The organism is Streptomyces sp. AMJ-169, from assembly GCF_055597585.1.
In genome coordinates, this window is sequence record NZ_JBVLTJ010000016.1 from 116,681 (window position 1) to 135,367 (window position 18,687).

19 protein-coding genes are annotated in these 18,687 nt (G+C 71.6%); 7 read left to right on the plus strand and 12 right to left on the minus strand.

Annotation, left to right across the window (positions count from 1 at the left end):
• Positions 1–34 precede the first annotated feature (34 nt).
• The 3 genes from ispF to ACYUD3_RS32285 all read right to left on the minus strand — a co-directional run bounded on the left by ispF (position 35) and on the right by ACYUD3_RS32285 (position 2,053).
• Complete coding sequence (gene ispF, locus ACYUD3_RS32275; RefSeq protein ID WP_470977728.1) at positions 35–565, minus strand: 2-C-methyl-D-erythritol 2,4-cyclodiphosphate synthase; 531 nt, start codon at positions 563–565, stop codon at positions 35–37.
• Positions 555–1,301 (minus strand): 2-C-methyl-D-erythritol 4-phosphate cytidylyltransferase, encoded by a 747-nt coding sequence (gene ispD, locus ACYUD3_RS32280; RefSeq protein ID WP_470977731.1) that lies wholly within the window; start codon positions 1,299–1,301, stop codon positions 555–557. Before ispD ends, ispF begins: the two co-directional genes overlap by 11 nt.
• 269 nt (positions 1,302–1,570) lie before the next feature.
• Positions 1,571–2,053, minus strand: coding sequence for a CarD family transcriptional regulator (locus ACYUD3_RS32285; RefSeq protein WP_003953493.1), 483 nt, complete (start codon positions 2,051–2,053; stop codon positions 1,571–1,573).
• Between the two features lie 580 nt (positions 2,054–2,633).
• On the opposite strand from ACYUD3_RS32285, the gene ACYUD3_RS32290 reads away from it, so the two are divergent.
• Positions 2,634–3,260: a copper chaperone PCu(A)C domain-containing protein gene (locus tag ACYUD3_RS32290; RefSeq protein WP_470977732.1), complete on the plus strand. Its 627-nt coding sequence runs from the start codon at positions 2,634–2,636 to the stop codon at positions 3,258–3,260.
• A 72-nt stretch (positions 3,261–3,332) separates the two neighbouring features.
• Here ACYUD3_RS32290 and phoP read toward each other — a convergent pair whose 3' ends face one another.
• A complete protein-coding gene (gene phoP / locus ACYUD3_RS32295) occupies positions 3,333–4,004 on the minus strand; it encodes a two-component system response regulator PhoP (RefSeq protein WP_018568744.1) in 672 nt (223 codons plus the stop codon).
• A 5-nt stretch (positions 4,005–4,009) separates the two neighbouring features.
• Positions 4,010–5,290: a two-component system sensor histidine kinase PhoR gene (phoR, locus tag ACYUD3_RS32300; protein ID WP_470977736.1), complete on the minus strand. Its 1,281-nt coding sequence runs from the start codon at positions 5,288–5,290 to the stop codon at positions 4,010–4,012.
• Positions 5,291–5,478: 188 nt separating this feature from the next.
• On the opposite strand from phoR, the gene phoU reads away from it, so the two are divergent.
• Complete coding sequence (phoU, locus tag ACYUD3_RS32305) at positions 5,479–6,159, plus strand: phosphate signaling complex protein PhoU (RefSeq protein WP_470977739.1); 681 nt, start codon at positions 5,479–5,481, stop codon at positions 6,157–6,159.
• A gap of 112 nt (positions 6,160–6,271) precedes the next feature.
• Positions 6,272–6,424: a hypothetical protein gene (locus ACYUD3_RS32310; RefSeq protein ID WP_470977742.1), complete on the plus strand. Its 153-nt coding sequence runs from the start codon at positions 6,272–6,274 to the stop codon at positions 6,422–6,424.
• A 69-nt stretch (positions 6,425–6,493) separates the two neighbouring features.
• On the opposite strand, the gene ACYUD3_RS32315 is transcribed toward ACYUD3_RS32310, so the two are convergent.
• Entirely contained in the window at positions 6,494–7,747 is a 1,254-nt protein-coding gene (locus ACYUD3_RS32315) for an MDR family MFS transporter (RefSeq protein WP_470977745.1), read from the minus strand.
• A 148-nt stretch (positions 7,748–7,895) separates the two neighbouring features.
• On the opposite strand from ACYUD3_RS32315, the gene ACYUD3_RS32320 reads away from it, so the two are divergent.
• Complete coding sequence (locus ACYUD3_RS32320) at positions 7,896–8,654, plus strand: phosphoglyceromutase (RefSeq protein ID WP_470977748.1); 759 nt, start codon at positions 7,896–7,898, stop codon at positions 8,652–8,654.
• Here the strand turns inward: ACYUD3_RS32320 and ACYUD3_RS32325 are convergent.
• On the minus strand, positions 8,632–9,183 hold the full coding sequence (locus tag ACYUD3_RS32325; protein ID WP_470977751.1) for a type III secretion system chaperone family protein: 552 nt from the start codon (positions 9,181–9,183) through the stop codon (positions 8,632–8,634). The two genes, ACYUD3_RS32320 and ACYUD3_RS32325, sit on opposite strands and share 23 nt — an antisense overlap.
• Entirely contained in the window at positions 9,176–10,516 is a 1,341-nt protein-coding gene (gene mshA / locus ACYUD3_RS32330; RefSeq protein WP_470977754.1) for a D-inositol-3-phosphate glycosyltransferase, read from the minus strand. Before mshA ends, ACYUD3_RS32325 begins: the two co-directional genes overlap by 8 nt.
• A gap of 196 nt (positions 10,517–10,712) precedes the next feature.
• Here mshA and ACYUD3_RS32335 point away from each other — a divergent pair, with 196 nt between their 5' ends.
• The 3 genes from ACYUD3_RS32335 to ACYUD3_RS32345 all read left to right on the plus strand — a co-directional run bounded on the left by ACYUD3_RS32335 (position 10,713) and on the right by ACYUD3_RS32345 (position 14,531).
• A complete protein-coding gene (locus tag ACYUD3_RS32335) occupies positions 10,713–11,507 on the plus strand; it encodes a class I SAM-dependent methyltransferase (RefSeq protein ID WP_470977757.1) in 795 nt (264 codons plus the stop codon).
• Between the two features lie 211 nt (positions 11,508–11,718).
• Positions 11,719–12,798, plus strand: a complete 1,080-nt coding sequence (locus ACYUD3_RS32340) for a C40 family peptidase (protein ID WP_470977763.1) — start codon at positions 11,719–11,721, stop codon at positions 12,796–12,798.
• 389 nt (positions 12,799–13,187) lie between these two features.
• A complete protein-coding gene (locus tag ACYUD3_RS32345) occupies positions 13,188–14,531 on the plus strand; it encodes a PP2C family protein-serine/threonine phosphatase (RefSeq protein WP_470977766.1) in 1,344 nt (447 codons plus the stop codon).
• A 120-nt stretch (positions 14,532–14,651) separates the two neighbouring features.
• Here the strand turns inward: ACYUD3_RS32345 and ACYUD3_RS32350 are convergent, their stop codons facing one another.
• The 4 genes from ACYUD3_RS32350 to ACYUD3_RS32365 all read right to left on the minus strand — a co-directional run bounded on the left by ACYUD3_RS32350 (position 14,652) and on the right by ACYUD3_RS32365 (position 18,101).
• Positions 14,652–14,987: a DUF2516 family protein gene (locus ACYUD3_RS32350; RefSeq protein WP_470977980.1), complete on the minus strand. Its 336-nt coding sequence runs from the start codon at positions 14,985–14,987 to the stop codon at positions 14,652–14,654.
• Between the two features lie 124 nt (positions 14,988–15,111).
• Positions 15,112–15,786, minus strand: coding sequence for a hypothetical protein (locus ACYUD3_RS32355; protein ID WP_470977770.1), 675 nt, complete (start codon positions 15,784–15,786; stop codon positions 15,112–15,114).
• Positions 15,787–15,875: 89 nt separating this feature from the next.
• A complete protein-coding gene (locus ACYUD3_RS32360) occupies positions 15,876–16,382 on the minus strand; it encodes a helix-turn-helix domain-containing protein (RefSeq protein WP_470977776.1) in 507 nt (168 codons plus the stop codon).
• Positions 16,383–16,682: 300 nt separating this feature from the next.
• Complete coding sequence (locus ACYUD3_RS32365; RefSeq protein ID WP_470977783.1) at positions 16,683–18,101, minus strand: hypothetical protein; 1,419 nt, start codon at positions 18,099–18,101, stop codon at positions 16,683–16,685.
• Between the last annotated feature and the right edge of the window lie 586 nt (positions 18,102–18,687).

Here is an 18,687-nt window from a genome sequence, read left to right on the forward strand (position 1 = left end):
GCCTGAAATACACCGTCTACCGGTTTGAGCGCTTTCAGCCGAGGCGGGCCACCAGGGCGGTCGCGACGGCCATCAACCCCTCCTCGCGGCCCGGGAATCCGAGCCCGTCGGTGGTCGCCCCGGACACCGACACCGGTGCCCCGACGGCCGCCGAGAGGACCTGCTGCGCCTCCTCACGCCGCTTGCCGATCTTCGGGCGAGGGCCGACGACCTGGACGGCGACGTTCCCGATCACGAAACCGGCGGCGCGCACGATCCGCGCGGCCTCGGTGAGGAGGGTGACGCCGGAGGCGCCGGACCACTCGGGGCGGCCGGTGCCGAAGTGCCGGCCGAGGTCACCGAGTCCGGCGGCGGAGAAGAGGGCGTTGCAGGCGGCGTGCGCGACAACGTCGGCGTCGGAGTGCCCGGCGAGCCCGGTCCCCTCCCACTTCAGCCCCGCGCACCACAGCTCGCGGCCCTCCTCGAAGGCGTGGATGTCGGTGCCGATGCCGACCTGGGGCAGCAAGATTCCCTGCGGTGCTGCTTCCTGCGGTGCTGCTTCCTGCGGGGCCGTTTCAGAATCCATCGTTGAGCCTCCTCCGGGTGAGGACCGCCTCCGCGAGGACGAGGTCCAGCGGGCGGGTCACCTTGAACGCCTCCTCGTGCCCGGGGACGACGACCACCTTCTCCCCGAGCCGCTCGATCATGCTCGCGTCGTCGGTGACGTCCTCGGTGACCGTCTCGTGCGCGCGCACGAGGGTCGCCCGGTCGAAGCCCTGCGGCGTCTGCACGGCACGCAGCCGGGCGCGGGCGGGGGTGGCGACGACGGGTTCGGGTCCGTCGGCGGCCGGCTCGACCTCCTTGACCGTGTCGGCGAGGGGCACCGCCGGGACGACGGCCACCGCGCCCTCGCGGACCGTCTCGACGACCGCGTCGACGGTGTCGACCGGGACGAGGGGGCGGGCCGCGTCATGGACCAGGACGATGTCGTAGCCGTCGGGGAGGGCGTCCAGGCCGAGCTTCACGGACTCCTGGCGGGACTCGCCGCCGGGGACCACGAGGAACTCGGTGCGCTCGGGCAGCGCGTGGGCGTCGAGGAGGGACCTGACCTCGGCGGCGCCGTCCGGCGGGGCCACGACGACGACGAGGGAGACCGCGCGGGAGGCGGCCAGCGCGCGGACGGCGTGGATGAGCATGGGGGTGCCGTTCAGCGCGCGCAGCGCCTTGGGGGCGCCGGGGCCGAGCCGGACCCCGCGGCCGGCGGCGGGAATCACGGCCGCCGTGCGTACGGCGGCCCGGGAGCGGTGTGATTCGTCAGACATGGTTCCTGTCAGGTTTGTGTGCTCGACCTACGTGGGTATGGCCTGGGAGGAGTGCCGGGCACCCCCACGACCTGCCCCTTCCGTGACGCGCGGGTCGAGGCCGGGAGCCCGGACACCAAAATATCGGGGTCTCTTCGGAGACCCCGAACGGGGAGTGGGGTGCGGACACCAACATGCCGCAGCGCCCGGCGACGTGTCATACGTCATCGGGCACCGCGGCATTCAGGGCGAACAAGGAGTCCCTGCCGGGTGGAAGGGGCTCACGAGGCTCAGGAGGCGAGTACCTCGTCGAGCAGGGCCTCGGCTTTGTCCTCGTTGGTGTTCTCCGCGAGGGCGAGCTCGCTCACCAGGATCTGGCGGGCCTTGGCGAGCATGCGCTTCTCGCCGGCGGAGAGTCCGCGCTCACGCTCACGACGCCACAGGTCACGGACGACTTCCGCGACCTTGATGACGTCACCGGAGGCGAGCTTCTCCAGATTTGCCTTGTAACGACGGGACCAGTTCGTGGGCTCCTCGGCGTACGGCGCGCGCAGCACCTCGAAGACCCGGTCCAGCCCGTCCTGACCGACCACATCACGTACGCCGACGAACTCCGCATTGTCCGCTGGCACACGTACCGTCAGGTCACCCTGGGCGACCTTCAGCACCAAGTAGGTCTTGTCCACGCCTTTGATCTGGCGAGTTTCGATGGCCTCGATCAGCGCGGCCCCGTGATGGGGATAGACCACGGTGTCGCCAACCTTGAACGTCATGTGACAGGTACCCCTTCCGTGGCTATCCAGGGTAACACGGAAACGGCGCGTTCTGAATGGCGTTTTCGCAGGTCAGAGCATATCTCGGGGCTTGACAACAGCGGCCGGAACGTGCTTCGGAGGGGGTACGGAAGGAGGTATTCGCAGGTCGGAGCGGCTCTTCGCGGGAGCCGAAACCCGCACGGTACACGGTTCCAAGAGCCGGTCAAGATGACCGAACGTCCCGATATGTCTGGTTGAACTTGTGCGACTTCCGCTAGTCCGTTCGGTTCCATGTGGCTGATCCTTGACGTTTCCAGAATTGATCTGCCGGCGCCGATCACCTCCCGATGATCAATTTCCGGATCGCGCCGCAAAACCCCGCCGGAAATCCCCGACTCCGTTCACGGCGGTTATGTGAATGCGCGGCGGACGGGGGCGGGGTGGGGGGTGATCAGGGGGGTCACCTGGGGGCCCGGAGGTCCGTAGAGGCGGGTCGGGTGCGAGGGGCCGGGAACGGGTCGATACCCTAAGGCCGCTGACTGACCCTTAGGGCGGCTTTATCCGGAGCCGCCCGTGCGTTCAAGGAGTAGCCGCCGCCGTGAGCAGCAGCCTTCGACGCGGCGCCCTCGCCGCCACCGCCCTCGCGTTCTCGATCGTCACGCTCTCCGCCTGCGCGGCCGGCAACAACAGCCAGACGTTGCAGGTCAGGCCGGACAACGCGGCCACGACGGTCGGAACCATCAAGATCCAGAACGCGGTGGTGATCACCCAGCCCGACCCCAAGTCGGCCGGGCCCGCCGCGTTCGCCGCCACGGTCTTCAACTCCGGGACCAAGGCGCAGACGCTGACCGGCATCACCGTCGACGGCACCGACAAGGCCGCCGTCCTCACGCCCGCCAAGGGCGACACCGCGAGCACCAAGGGCAACCTGGTGGTCCCGGCCGGCGGCTCCGTCGTCATCGGCGGTGAGAACAACGCCTCGGCCGTCCTGAACGACCCGGGCACCTCCGTCGTCAACGGCAACGCCCAGAAGATCACCTTCACGTTCACCGAGACCGGCGACGTCAGCCTCCAGGCCTTCGTGGTCCCGGCGACCAGCTACTTCGCCTCCTGGGGGCCGAGCGACGTCCCGACGCCGTCGTCCTCCCCGTCCGCGTCGTCCTCCGGTGCCCCGAAGAGCTCGGAGTCCCCGAGCGCCTCGGAGTCCCCGGCGGCCGGCCACTGACGGCCCTCGCAGCAACGCCGAAGGGCGGCGCCCCACACGGGGTGCCGCCCTTCGGCGTAGGTGAGTTTCGGTTTACGGCTCGAACTTGTAGCCGAGGCCGCGCACCGTGACCAGGTAGCGCGGCGCGCCCGGGTCCGGCTCGATCTTCGCGCGCAGGCGCTTGACGTGGACGTCGAGGGTCTTGGTGTCGCCGACGTAGTCCGCGCCCCAGACCCGGTCGATGAGCTGCATACGGGTCAGGACGCGGCCCGCGTTGCGCAGGAGCATCTCCAGGAGGTCGAACTCCTTCAGGGGGAGGTCGACCTTGGAGCCGGAGACGGTGACCACGTGGCGGTCGACGTCCATGCGGACCGGGCCCGCCTCCAGGGCGGCCGGGGTGACCTCCTCGGGCTCGCCCCGGCGGCGCAGCACCGCGCGGATACGGGCGACGAGCTCGCGGGAGGAGAAGGGCTTGGTGACGTAGTCGTCGGCCCCTATCTCCAGGCCCACGACCTTGTCGATCTCACTGTCCTTGGCCGTCACCATGATGACGGGGACGTTGGAACGGCCCCGCAGCTGGCGGCAGACCTCGGTGCCGGGCAGCCCCGGCAGCATCAGGTCGAGCAGGACGAGGTCGGCGCCGTTGCGCTCGAACTCGTCGAGACCGTCGGGCCCGGTGGCCGCCACGGCGACCTCGAAGCCCTCTTTGCGGAGCATGTACGACAGGGCGTCGGAGAAGGACTCCTCGTCCTCGACGACGAGCACACGGGTCACGGAAGGACCTCCGGAGCGGGAAGCGGTTCGTAGGTTTCTGCGGTGGGCCGCCCGTCCTCGTCATCGAGGTCGGGATGCTGATGCGCGCGGTCACGGGCCGCGCCCGCCTCCGGCAGCCTCAGGGTGAACGTGGAGCCCTGTCCCTCGGCGCTCCACACCGTGACCTCCCCGCCGTGCGAGGCGGCCACGTGCTTGACGATCGCGAGTCCCAGGCCCGTACCGCCGGTCTGGCGGGAGCGGGCGGGGTCCACGCGGTAGAAGCGCTCGAAGACGCGCTCCTTGTCCTTCTCGGAGATGCCTATCCCTTGGTCGGTCACGGCGATCTCGATAAGTCCCCCAGTGCCGAAAGCCTGGGAGGTGCCCCCACCGCCCGGCACCGAGACCCGGCGCGCGGATATGCCGACGCGGGTACGGGCGGGCGAGTAGTTGACGGCGTTCTCCACGAGGTTGCCGAGGGCCGCGGCCAGCTGGCCCCGGTTCCCCCAGACCCGCAGGTCGGCGGTGCCGCCCGCGGCCATCGTGATCTGCTTCGTGCCCGCCTGATGGCGGCAGCGGTCGACGGCCTCGGCGACCAGCTCCTCGACCCGGACCGGCTCGGAGTCCTCCAGCGGGTCGTCGTTCTGCACCCGGGAGAGGTCGATCAGCTCCTGCACGAGGTTGGTCAGCCGGGTCGCCTCGATCTGCATGCGGCCCGCGAAGCGCTGCACGGCCTCGGGGTCGTCCGAGGCGTCCATGACGGCCTCGGACAGCAGCGAGAGCGCGCCGACCGGGGTCTTCAGCTCATGGCTGACGTTCGCCACGAAGTCCCGGCGCACCGCCTCGATGCGGCGGGCCTCCGTCATGTCCTCGACCAGGAGCAGCACCAGCCGGGAGCCCAGCGGAGCGACCCGCGCGGAGACGGCCAGCGCCTCTCCGCGCCCCGAGCCGCGCCGGGGCAGATCCAGCTCCACCTGCCGTATCTCGCCGTCCCTGCGGGTGTCGCGGGCCATCTGGAGCATCGGCTCCACGGCCAGCTTGCCGCCGCGCACCAGACCGAGCGCGTACGCGGCGGAGCTGGCCTTGACCACGGCGTCCGCCTCGTCGAGCACGACGGCCGAGGAGCGCAGGACCGACAGCACTGTGTCGACACCCGGAGGGAGTACCGGGTCCGTGTGCAGCGAGGTGCGGGTGGGGCGCTTCTGGTCGCGTTCGCTCCAGCGGAACGCCAGCATGGCGATGACGCCGGTGAGCACCCCGGCGATCGCTGCCGCTGCGGCGACCGCCGCGTTCACGTCCATGGCTCCAGGTTAGGCACGGGGTACGACATCGCCACAGCCGTCGAGGTGCGACCTCGGACACTCGTCGCCCAGAGTTCACCTTGGAGCCAGTAGTGGTTCATTTGTGATGGCGGAAAACGACGCGTCCAGGGCCGATCGTGGGACTCTGACCCCGGCAAAACGGATACGAGAGGGACGAGGGAACGCAGATGCGGGACGCGTACCACGAGGAACTTGACTCGATCGGCGACGGTCTGGTGGAGATGGCCCGGCTGGTCGGATCGGCCATCGGGCGCGCCACGACCGCGATGCTGGACGCCGATCTCAACCTGGCCGAGAGCGTCATCGAGGGCGACAAGAAGGTCGACGCGCTCCAGCACGACCTGGAGGCGAAGGCGATAGACCTGCTGGCCCGGCAGCAGCCCGTGGCGACGGATCTGCGGATCGTCGTGACGTCGCTGCGGATGTCGGCGGACCTGGAGCGCTCCGGGGACCTGGCCCAGCACGTCGCGAAGCTGACCCGGCTGCGCTTCCCCGAGCGGGCGGTGCCGCAGGACCTGCACGCGACGATCCTGGAGATGGGCCAGCTCGCGCAGCGCCTCATGGCCAAGGCCGCGGAGTGCATCGTCACCAAGGACATCGATCTCGCGCTCCAGCTGGAGGCCGACGACGACGCGATGGACCTGCTGCACCGCACGCTGTTCCAGCACCTGATCGACGACCGCTGGAAGCACGGCATCGAGACGGCCGTGGACGTGACCCTGCTGGGCCGCTACTACGAGCGGTTCGCCGACCACGCGGTCGCCGTCGCCAAGCGCGTCGTCTTCCTGGTGACCGGCGAGCACGCGGACGACCTCCAGGCCGACCTGCCCCCGGACATCCAGGCCTGAGCACTCCCGTGCGCCCGTGATGCGCCCGTGATGCGCCCTTCGCTCCCGGTCGCCGGTCGGCTCCAATGGGTGAAGCGGCTCTCCCTGAGCGGCTCGCCCTGAGGAGGCTTCCATGGCCGAAACTCCCGCGCCGTCCCCCGACCCCACCCAGGACCTACCGACCGAGCGGCCGTCCGAGATCAGGAACCTGACGCTGATCGGGGCCTGCGGCTGCGGCTCGGGCTGCCAGTGCGGCTGCCAGTCCGGCTCCCCCTGCCAGTGCTGAGTCCCTGTCCCACGACGCTGAGGGCGCCCCTTGTGCCGGGGGCGCCCTCAGCGTCGTAGGGGGCGGGTACTACGACAGCGGCCGGGCCACCTCCCGTTCCGCCCGCCGCTCCCCCTCCCTCTCCCCCGCCGAAACCCCCCGCAGCAGCCCCCAGTACCCCGCCCCCGCGACCGTACCGATCACCGCACACACCCCCCACAGCCACTCCGCCCCGAGATGATCGATGACCGCCCCCGACATCAGCGGAGCGACGAGGGCCGCCGCCGACCAGGACAGCCCGTACATGCCCTGGTACCGCCCCCGCCCGTGGACGGGGGAGAAGCGGACCACCAGGCCCGTCTGGGTCGGCGCGTTGACGATCTCCGCGAGCGTCCAGACACAGACCGTGAGGATGAACACCCCGAGCGACCCTGCGAACGCGGTGAGCCCGAAGCCGTACCCCGCGAGAAGCGAGGAGAGCACGAGCAGCCGCCCGGGATCACGCCGCTCGATGAACCGGGTGACGGGGATCTGGAGGGCGACGATGAGGACCCCGTTGACGGCGATCGCGGTCCCGTACTCGGCGGGCGAGAACCCGGCCGCCCCCATCGCGACAGGCAGCCCCACGGACCCCTGCTGGAAGACGAGCGCGACGAGGAACGACAGCCCGACCATGACCATGAACCGCCGGTCGCGTACGACGGTCCCGAGCGAGACGCCGTCCCCGGCGGCGGCCTTGGCCACGGCCGGCCGCGACTCGGGCAGCTTGAGGAAGACGAGCACCGCGCAGACCAGCGTCATCCCCGCCTCGACGAGGAACCCGGCGCGATAGCTGACCTCGGCGACGAACCCGGCACCGGCGGAGGAGACCGCGAACCCGAGGTTGATCGCCCAGTAGTTCAGCGAGAACGCCCGGACCCGGTCCTCGGGCCGCACGATGTCCGCCATCATCGCCTGCACCGCCGGCCGCGAGGCATTGCTCGCGGCCCCGACCAGGAACGCGGCCCCGGCGATGGCGAACGGCCCGGTGACGAAGCCGAGGAGGGCGACGGAGAAGGCGGTGGCGCTCTGCGCGAGCAGCAGCGTGGGCCGCCGCCCGAGCCGGTCCGCCATGACGCCGCCCGCGAGGGAGGAGACGACGCTGCCGAGCCCGTGCAGGGCGACGACCAGGCCGGCGTAGGTCGCGGAGTAGCCGCGGTCGAGGGTGAGGTAGAGCGCGAGGAAGGTCGCGACGAACCCGCCGAGCCGGTTGACGAGGGTGCTGGTCCACAGCCACCAGAACTCGCGGGGCAGACCGGAGACGCTCTCGCGGACGGCGCGTCTCAGGGTGGCGGCGGACAGCATGGGGACCCCAGGTGTAAGCGGTGCAGGCGGCATGCGTACGTTACGAGGGGGCCGGGGCGGGGGGCCAGTGGATTAACAGATCCCGTCAAATACGGGGAGGAGCAGGGAGGAGAGGGGACGGGTCGGGCCGTGGATTACGCTCATACGCATGGCCGACGCACCGTACAAGCTGATCCTCCTCCGCCACGGCGAGAGCGAGTGGAACGCGAAGAACCTGTTCACCGGCTGGGTGGACGTCAACCTCAACGAGAAGGGCGAGAAGGAGGCGGTCCGCGGCGGTGAGCTGCTCAAGGACGCCGGTCTGCTGCCCGACGTGGTGCACACGTCCCTCCAGAAGCGGGCGATCCGCACCGCGCAGCTGGCGCTGGAGTCCGCCGACCGCCACTGGATCGAGGTCCACCGCAGCTGGCGCCTGAACGAGCGGCACTACGGCGCTCTCCAGGGCAAGGACAAGGCGCAGACCCTCGCGGAGTTCGGCGAGGAGCAGTTCATGCTCTGGCGCCGCTCGTACGACACCCCGCCGCCCGCGCTCGCGGACGGCACGGAGTTCTCCCAGTCCGAGGACCCGCGCTACGCGACGATCCCGCCGGAGCTGCGCCCGCGCACGGAGTGCCTCAAGGACGTCGTCACCCGCATGCTCCCCTACTGGTACGACGCCATCGTCCCGGACCTCCTGACCGGCCGCACGGTCCTGGTCGCCGCCCACGGCAACAGCCTGCGCGCCCTGGTCAAGCACCTCGACGGCATCTCGGACGGCGACATCGCCGGCCTGAACATCCCGACGGGCATCCCCCTGTACTACGAACTGGACGCCGGCTTCCGCCCGGTGACCCCGGGCGGCAAGTACCTGGACCCCGAGGCGGCGGCTGCCGCCATCGAGGCGGTCAAGAACCAGGGGAAGAAGTAACCCCACCGCTTTCCGGCCCTCTGTCCGCGGATTCGCCGCGGGCAGGGGGCTTTCCCGTCAGATGCCCGAACGCCTCTAGATTCCGCGTCGACTCCCCCCGCGAAACCCGCCACGCGTATTCACGCTTGATCGCCGACGCGAATCCCATTTCCAGAAGCGTGTTGAACGTTCCGTCCGCCGCCTCCAGGATCTGGCCCAGGAGGCGGTCGATCTCGGCCGGGGTCACCGACGGCAGGGGGAGGCGGGAGGTGAGGTAGATGTCGCCCAGGGGGTCCACCGCGTAGCTCATTCCGTAGAGCCGCAGGTTGCGTTCCAGCAGCCAGCGGTGGACCTGGGATTCGTTCTCGTCGGGGTGGCGGATCACGAAAGCGTTCAGCGACAGGGAATGGCGGCCGAGCCGCAGAGAAACCGTCGTTTTCAGTTTCTGGGTGCCCGGGAGTTCCACCACGTAGGTGTTCTCGTCCGGGTTATCCCATTCCAGGCCCGTTTCCCTTAGCGCTTTCTCCAGATTTTCCGCTGCCTCAGCCATGGGGGGAGCGTACGTGACGGCGATAGGACTGGGCCGCGGCGGTGTAGACGTCGGCGGTGGCCGCCGCGGCGGTGTCCCAGCCGAAGTGCTGCGCGTGCCGCGCCGCCGCCTCCCCCATCCGCGCCGCCAGCCCAGGATCGTCCGCCAGCCGCTCCAGCACGCGCGCGTACGGCTCCGGATCGTGCCCGTCGACCAGGAACCCGGTCTCCCCGTCCCGCACCGCCACCGGCAGCCCCCCGACGGACGCGGCCAGCACCGGAGTCCCGGCGGCCTGCGCCTCGATGGCGACAAGCCCGAAGGACTCGCTGTACGACGGCACCACCAGCACCGAAGCCGCCCGGAACCACTCGGCGAGCTGGTCCTGCCCCACCGGCGGCCGGAACCGCACCACGTCCGCGACCCCCAGCCGCGCCGCCAGCTTCTGGAGCCCCTCCGGCTTCGCGAGCCCGCTCCCGCTGGGCCCGCCGACGACGGGTACGACGATCCGGGACCGCAGCTCGGGCCGCAGCTCCAGCAGCACGGCGACGGCCTTCACCAGCACGTCCGGCGCCTTCAGCGGCTGGATACGGCCCGCGAAGAGCGGGATCAGCGCGTCCTGCGGCAGGCCCAGGCGCTCCCGCGCGGCCCGGCGGCCGTCGGCGGGCGTGAAGCGGTCGAGGTTCACCCCGGGATGCACCACCGCGACCTTGGCGGGGTCCGCGCGGTAGTGCCGTACGAGCTGCGCCGCCTCCTCCTCCGTGTTCGCGATCAGCCGGTCCGCCGCCTCGACTATCTGCGTCTCGCCGATGACCCGGGCCGCGGGCTCGGGCGTGTCCCCGTCGGCGAGGTTGGCGTTCTTGACCTTGGCCATGGTGTGCATGGCGTGCACGAGGGGCGCGCCCCAGCGCTGGGCGGCGAGCCAGCCGACGTGGCCGGAGAGCCAGTAGTGGGAGTGGACGAGGTCGTAGTAGCCGGGGCGGTGGCCGGCCCAGGCCTGCATGACGCCGTGCGTGAAGGCACACAGCTGCGCGGGCAGGTCCTCCTTGTTGAGGCCCTCGTACGGGCCCGCGTCGACATGGCGGACGAGGACTCCGGGGGCCAGCTCGACCACAGGGGGCAGGCCCCCGGTCGTCGCCCTGGTGAAGATCTCCACCTCGATGTTGATCGCGGCGAGCCGCTGGGCCAGCTCGACGATGTAGACGTTCATGCCGCCGGCGTCGCCGGTCCCGGGCTGGTGCAGGGGTGACGTGTGCACAGAGAGCATCGCGACGCGACGGGGCCTGCGGTGCGGCAACCGCAACCGCGCGGGCGTGGCCGGGGAGCGACGCCCGAGCCTGCTGACGTAGTGGCTCACGTGGCGTTTCCTCCTTGCTGGCGGTGCTGCGGGCATGGCTGAAGGAGGGTGTGGGGCGCCCTCCGAGGCAGTGCAACACCGGAGTACGGCCCTCCCATTCCGGTCCGGCCCGCCCCGCAGGAAGGTTTTTGCCCATGCGTGACGATGACTCGCTCAACCGTTCGATCAGCCGGGGCGTCCCGTTACCCTCGTACGCATGACCACCCGCGCCCCCGCCGCCCGCCCCGTGGGCACCGTCACGCGCGGGACGACCAACCCCAACCGGCTGCGCCGCATGGACCGCTGGATCGCCGCCGTGCACGGCGCCGAGCTGCGGCGTGCGGACGATCCCGTGGCCGTCGACCTCGGGTACGGGGCCGCCCCCTGGACGGCCGTCGAACTGCTCGCGCGGCTGCGGACCGTCGCCCCACGCGCGCGCGTGGTGGGCGTCGAGATCGAACCCGCGCGCGTGGCCGCCGCACAGCCCTACGCGCGCGAGGGACTCGTCTTCCGCCACGGCGGCTTCGAGGTCCCCGTCCCCGGCCGCCCCCTGCTGGTCCGGGCCGCGAACGTGCTGCGGCAGTACGACGAGACGGCCGTCGCCGGGGTCTGGGAGCGGCTGTGCGGGCGGCTCGCGCCGGGCGGGCTGCTGGTCGAGGGGACGTGCGACGAGATCGGCCGCCGGCACGTGTGGGTCGCCCTCGGCCCCGAGGGCCCGCGCACGGTCACCTTCGCCGCCCGCCTCGCCTCCCTGGAGCGCCCCTCCGACCTCGCCGAACGCCTCCCCAAGGCGCTGATCCACCGCAACGTCCCCGGCGAGCCCGTGCACGCCTTCCTGCGCGACTTCGACCGCGCCTGGTCCGCCGCCGCGCCCTACGCCTCGTACGGCGCCCGGCAGCGGTGGATCCGGACCGTGCGGGATCTTTCCGGGGAGTGGCCGGTGGTGGACGGGGTGCGGCGGTGGCGGCAGGGGGAAGTGAGCGTGGAGTGGGGGGCGTTGGCGCCTCGGTGAGGGGCGGGGCGGGGCGGCGGGGTTCGGGCGGCGGGGTTCACTCGAACTGGTGAACGTCTTGGGGGAACGATGCCGGTGCGCTGTTCGTCGAACAGGCATGAAGGCCGGAAACTTGCGACGAATACACGGACTCTGTCGCTTCAGAGGCGGGCGTGACAGTATCCACCGGACGTTCACAAGTTACTGACGGGACATCAACTGGGGGGCCAGTATGCGTACGACGGGCAGGCGCGCCTGGACGACCGCGGCGGTGACCGCCGTCTGCGCGGTGACGCTGCTCGCCGCGCCGGGCACGGCGTTCGCGGCACCGGAACCGGCCCCGTCGCCCTCCTCGTCCGCCTCCGCGCCGGTGTCGAACAAGGACCTGGAGGCCGTCCGCGCCCGCCTCGATGCGCTGTATCACGACGCGGCGGTCGCGACGGACGCCTACAACGCGGCGGAGGAGGCGTCCAAGGAGCAGTCGGCGACGATCGTGACGCTGGCCAAAAGAATCGTCGAGGGCCGTGAGCGGCTGGCCCGGCTGAAGGACCGCGCGGGGGCCGCCGCCCGCTCGCAGTACCGCACGGGCGGGCTGCCCGACGAGGCCAAGCTGATGCTGAGCCGGGACCCCTCGCAGTTCCTGGACGACGCGGGGCGGGTCGAGCAGGGGCACAAGGCGGCCGAGGACCTCATCACCGAGACCGCGAAGGTCCAGCAGGACCTGGAGCTGTTCGCGCAGGACGCGGCCGTCCAGTGGCAGAAGCTGGAGGCGGCGCGCACCGCCAAGGCGACGGCGCAGCAGCGGATCGAGCGGCAGATCACCGCCGCCCAGGAGCTGGAGGGCCGGCTCGAGGCGAAGGAGCGGGCGCGGCTGGCCGAGCTGGAGGCGGAGCAGGCCCGGCAGGCGCAGAACGCGTGGGTGAAGTCCGGCGACGTCCCCCCGGCGAGCGACGCGGCGAGCACCCAGGGCAAGAAGGCGGTCGAGTACGCGACGGCCCAGCTGAACAAGCCGTACCAATGGGGAGCCGAGGGTCCCGACTCCTACGACTGCTCCGGCCTGACCTCCCAGGCCTGGGCCGCCGCCGGACACCCGATACCCCGGACCTCGCAGGAGCAGTGGCGGCAGCTGAAGCACGTCGACGTCAAGGACATGCGCCCCGGCGACCTGATCATCTACTTCGCCGACGCGAGCCATGTGGCGATGTACCTCGGCGAGGGCTCGATGATCCACGCGCCGCGCCCGGGGCGGACGGTGACGGTCGCGGGGGCGGGGTCGATGCCGATCCTGGGGGTGGTACGACCGGACGCGTGACGCTGCGCCGAGCGGGGCCGGGGGGCCGGGGGTGCCGGCGGGGTTGCCGTTGCCGTTGCCGGGAGGGTGTCGCGCGGGGCGCCGGCGGAAAGCTCCGGTCCGCTTGCCGGGCCCTCGCCGCCCACGCGCCGCCCTGCGTGAGGCCCGTCATGTGACGGCGCCCACGCCCCCTTGATCCGAAACCTGGCGGGGACGTGACGTTCGTCATTCCCGGGGTGCACCCGCCGTGCCCAACTGCGGTACGGATCGCGGCATATGACACCGGCGGGAGATCAAGCGGGGTGGCGTCCGCCATTCCGCTGCGGTGCCCCGGGCGGCTATGGTCCCGCTCGGTGGGCCGATCCCTCGTCCCCGCCGTGCCCTCGGGGGGAGGGAAGGAACCCACGACGATGTCCGTACCCGTACCTCGGCAGCGCGCGGTCCCCGCCGTGGAGTGCGGCGAGGCCCCGGCCGCCGGCGGCCCCCTCGACGCCGGGGCGGAGACTGCCGCGCCCGCCGAGCACACCGAGCCCGGCGCCCCCGCTCCCGTACCGGAGGGCGCCGTGCCCGCCGCCGACGCCGACGTCGTCCCCCTCTCCGTCCTGCTCATCCAGGACGACCCCTCGGCCGCGCCGCTCATCCCCGATCTGCGGGACCAGGCGGGCAGGCCGATCCGGGTGCGGACGGCGCGGAACCTGACCGAGGCGGAGCGGCTGCTCACGGACGACGTGCACTGCATCCTGCTCGACCTCGCGCTGCCCGCACAGGGCCGGCCGACGCAGGACGGCGACGAACTCGTCGTCCTGCGCCAGGTCCTGGAACTCGCCCCCCGGCACGCCGTGCTCGCGCTGACCGCGTCCGGGGACACCGGGCGGGGCGCCGAGGCCGTACGCGTCGGGGCGCAGGACTATCTCTTCCACGACGAGCTGGACGGGCGGCTGCTGAGCCGGGCGATCCGGTACGCCGTCGAGCGGAAACGTTCCGACCGCGCCGAGCGGCGGCTCGCCGAGGGCCGGCTGCGGGCGCAGGAGAACGCCCGCCTCGAACGCGGCCTGCTCCCGACCCCGCTGCTCGACGGCGCCGCCCTGCGCTTCGCCGCCCGCTACCGGCCCGGCCGCTCACGGGCACTGCTCGGCGGGGACTTCTACGACGTCGTCCGCACCCCCGACGGGACCGTGCACGCCATGATCGGCGACGTCTGCGGGCACGGGCCCGACGAAGCCGCGCTCGGCGTCGAACTGCGCATCGCCTGGCGGGCGTTGACCCTCGCCGGGCTGTACGGGGACGAACTCCTCGGCACGCTCCAGGAGGTGCTGGAGCACGAGCGCGACAACGAGGAGCTCTTCGCGACCCTCTGCGCGGTGGACATCTCGGCCGACGGCACCCGGGCCGGCATGTGGCTCGCCGGCCACCCGGCCCCGCTGCTCGCCACCCCCGGCTCGCCCGCCCGGCTGCTGCCGCACGACGACAACGGGCCCGCGCTCGGGATGCTGCCCGGGGTGCGCTGGCCGCGCGTGGAGGTGGCGCTCGGCGCCGAGTGGAGCCTGCTCATGTACACCGACGGGCTCATCGAGGGGCATGTCGGCGGGGGGCGGGAGCGGCTGGGGCAGGACGGGATGGCCGAGCTGGTGCGGCGGCTGTGGGGGGAGGGGGTGCACGGGGAGCGGTTGCTGGGGGCGGCCGTGCGGGAGGTGCGGGAGCTCAATGGGGGCGAGCTGGCGGATGATGTGGCGGTGTTGTTGCTGGAGCGGTGAGGGGGCGGCGGCCGGATGCGCTGGGCTGGGCCGGGCTTGGCGGGGTGCGCCGAGAAGCTGAGCTGGGCTGGGCTGGGCGCACCCCTTGCCTGGTCGGCGGGGTCGGTCGGCGGCCGGAAGCTAGCGGCCGCCGTTGTAGGGCCCGTACGGGCCGTCGCTGCTGGAGCCGCGGCCGCCCCGGCCGCCGCCGCGACCGCTGATCTGGCGCAGCGCCGGGCGGACGTCGACGAAGAAGACGATCGAGGCGACGAGACCGGCGAGTTGGAGGAAGAGCATCGGGACGAGGAGGTTCACCACGACCGCGATGCCCAGGATGATCAGCCAGAAGCCCTTGTTCTGCTTGCCGGCCGCGCGGTACGCGTCCTCACGGAAGAGGACGGCCATCACGAAGGCCACCACCGCGAAGACCAGCATCGCGAGGTAGAGCAGCCCCAAGAAACTGGCGAAGCCCTGCATCAGCACTACGTCCACCACCTGACTCGGCTCGTCGTTACCCCGTCACCGTACCCGCAACGAGCGTCCTGCTACCCGTACAACGGACCAGGCCCGTGCGGAGTGCCCGGCCCGTCGCGGCGAGTTCTCAGCTGGCGGGCGGGGTCGTCTTCTTCGCGGCCGGCTTGCGGGCGGGGGCCTTCTTGGCGGCCGTCTTCTTGGCGGGGGCCTCGGTCTCGGCCTCGTCCTTGACCGGGATGGGCTCGGGCTTCGCCTCGGCGGCGGGCGCCGACTCGGCCTTGGGCTCGGGCTCCACGGCGACGGCCAGCTCCTGGACGCCGTCGGCGGCCTCGCCGCGCCACGTGCGGACGGCCTGCTCACCGTGCTCGGCGACCTTCTCGTACGCCTCGCGGGCCTTGACCGCGTACTCGGCCGCGACGCCGACCCCACGCAGGGCGAGGTCCTGCGCCGACTCGCCGAGGCGCTTGATGTCGGAGTCGAGGGTGGAGCCGAGCTTCTTCAGGTCGCCGTCGAGGGCGGAGACGAGGCCGGCCACCCGGGTCTGCACGGTCTCCTGCGCCTCCTTGGCCCGCGCGCCCGCCTTGGCACCGGCCTCCTTGGCGCGGGCGGCGGCCTTCTCCTGGACGGCCTTGGGGTCGGTGGCGCGTACGGCCTCGAAGCGGGCCGGGGCCTCGGCGCGCAGCTGCTCGACGAGGCCGGGGACCTTCTTGGCCTCCTGGAGCGCCAGATCGGCTGCGCCGGCGGCGAAGTAGAGGGGGGTCGGGTCGCTGAGGGTCTTGCGCAGGTCGTCGGTGATGGCCATGGTGAGGGTTCCTCCTGGTTTCACGTTCGTCGTTCTGGAGCCGGTGGGGGTTGCGTTCCGCGGTGGACGGTGGGTGCCCTGGTCCGGCGTCAGCCTGCCGTCTGCTGCGGATCGCCGAGGTCGTCTGGGGTGCCGTCGGCTATGTCTTTTATGCCGTCGGCTTTGCTTCTGTTCTTGCCGCTGTTCTTGCTGTCGGTTCCGGCTGTGCCGTCCGTGGGGTGCAGGGGCACCGGAGGCGGGGGGCCGTCGAAGCCGTTCTCCTTGCGGAACGACTCGTAGATCTGGAGCAGCGCCTGCTTCTGCTGCTCGGTGAGCGTCGGGTCGGCGAGGATCACAGCCCGCGTCTCGACCTCGTCCCGGTCCCGCTCCGCGTCGAGGATGCCGGCCCGGACGTACAACGTCTCGGCCGAGATCCGCAGCGCCTTCGCGACCTGCTGCAACACCTCCGCACTCGGCTTGCGCAGACCTCGCTCGATCTGGCTGAGATACGGGTTCGACACCCCCGCGGCCTCGGCGAGCTGCCTGAGCGACAGCTGCGCGTTCCGCCGCTGCTCACGCAGGTACTCACCGAGGTTGCCGACATTGAGCGATGCCATGCCTCTACTCTGCCCCCATTCCGCTAACTATTGCAAGCGGCTGCTTGCAAAAGTGCGCTGTGTCTCTGGCGAGTGTGTGTCGCCCGGGTGCGGATTCCCTCGGGGACCCTGGTGGCAACCACCCTCGCCGTACGCACGGGGCAGAGCCGAGGCGTACCAGACGGCCCTGCGCCACGTAGCCGACATCGTCATCGGCGACGCCCTCGCGTCCGGAGACGAGAGCTGATCCCCGCTTCCTCGGCTACGGCGACCGGTCCGGCAGATCATCGGACTGTGGTGACCGCATCGCGCAGCGTGGGGTCAGCGGTCGGAGCGGACGGCGCCGTGGACTCGGAGGTCGGCCTGGAGGGAGACCTGCCCGTCGTCGGTGTGGATGATCCACGTGTTGCCCGCCCGGACCGCGAGGTGTCCGTTGGCGTTGGTCTTCCCCAGCACGCCGAGGTCCCCGCGCACCGCGAAGTCACCGCCGACCCTGGCGTCCTCGGCGACGTGCAATTCGTCCTCGGCTTCGAGCACGCCATGGACGATCAGCCTCGGCGGGCTGTCCTGGGTCTCCAGTACACCGTCCACCGTCAGCCCGCCCTGGAGGGTCAGCCGTTCCCTGATCTGTGCCCGGTCGGTGATCAGGTCGTCTAGGTCTGCGGTGGCGGCGGAAATGTCCCCGGGGGTCTGGGAGCCGTCCTTGCGGACCGCGGCCCCGGACTCCGTGAAGGCGAGCAGGCCCCGGCCGCCGTCCACGTCTCCCACCCACGGGGTGTTCACGCCGTCGGCCCGGACGCGGTGCGCGGTGACAGTCCCCAGGTCGGCACCGGGCCCGTGGCCGACAGCGATCCCGTCGTCCGGGAACCGCACCCAGCCGGCGTCCGTACCCCGACCGCCCACCTGCGAGGTGAGGACCGACTCCGCGTCGACCGTGCCCGCCTCCACGGTGCCGGACACACCGGCGCCGTCCAGGACCCGCACCCCGTCGGCGGTGAAGGCGACCTGTCCCCGGTCGGAACCGGTACCGGTGACCAGCGGGGTGTGGACGGCTTCCGTGGCGGTCGGGCTGGGGAACTCGGGCCTGAGCACGTGGACGGTGGTGGTGAGGAAGTACCCGGGTTCCGTGCCGGACCGGGGAGTGGCGATCAGGGTGTAGGCGGCGTCCCGCTCGGGCTCACCGCTTGTGCCGGGCGACCAGTTCCAGTGCGGCGCCGAGCCCGTGACGGGCTGGGGCGGCCCGTCCGGGCCCAGGATCGCGTAAGCGAGGCTGTTCGGGCCTTCCCGGCGCAGGACGGGTACGTCTGCCGGGTCGGGCAGGGTCTTGCCGGCGCGGAAGTTGCCCGGGACCCGCGCCTCCCGCTTCAGCAGGCTGAGCGTGACGTCGCTGCCCGGCGAGGAGAAGGCGCGCTCGCGGAGGGCCGGCTGGACCAGTCCCGCCTGTTCGGAGACGGGGAAGCCGTAGAACTGCACGACCAGGACCTCACCCTGGCCGACGGTGATCACGGAGGACGTGGCCACCTCGTAGATGCCCGTCGTCGGACCCCACATCTGGAAGGAGTTGCCCCAGCCCTGCCAGGTGTTGCGGACGACCCTGTTCTCGGTCCTCCCGGCGTCGGGGGTCAGGTCGCCCGAGCCGGGCCCGGACGGGATCTTCAGCCGGAACCCCCTGAGGTTGACGGGAGCCGGTCCCCGGTTGGAGATACTGACGTAGACCGCCCCTGAAGACTCCTCGTTCACCCCGGCCCCGGACACCCGCAGCTCGCTGGGGTCGGTGAGTATCTCCTAGTGCAGCTCAGCCATGACCGCGCCCCCTTGTCGACACGGCGGGCGCTCCCCCCAAGGTCGCCGTCCCCGCCGTCCCCCAGCACTGTCCCCTCCGGCCCTTCGCGAATCCCCCTATGTCAGTAATGGCGCGATGAGGTCCCTCATGGCCGGTCTGCCCCGCGAGCAAGTGCCCCGATCTGCGCAGCCGGTTCACTACCAGCGGTGGTGACAACAACCGTGGCACTCCCCTCTGCGATGTCCGCCAAGAACCCCTCCCCTACTCCCCCCGCGCCATCGGCACAGTCGGCACAGGCGCCAATGGTGTCGGCACCGTCGTCTGTTTCGCCGGGCTCGGTGTCGGCTCCAGGCTGGAGGGGGTGTCGGTGGGGGATGGGGTCGTCGTGGAGGGAGTTGGGGTTGCGGGGGCCGTCGGGGGGGACAGGGGGGGTGTTGGTTCGGGGTGTGGGGTTCTTGTTGTGAAGGGGAGGGCGATCAAGAAGGCCGCCGCGCACATTGCCGTTGCCGTCACGGCCTTGCGTACCCTGCGGGCCCTCGCCTT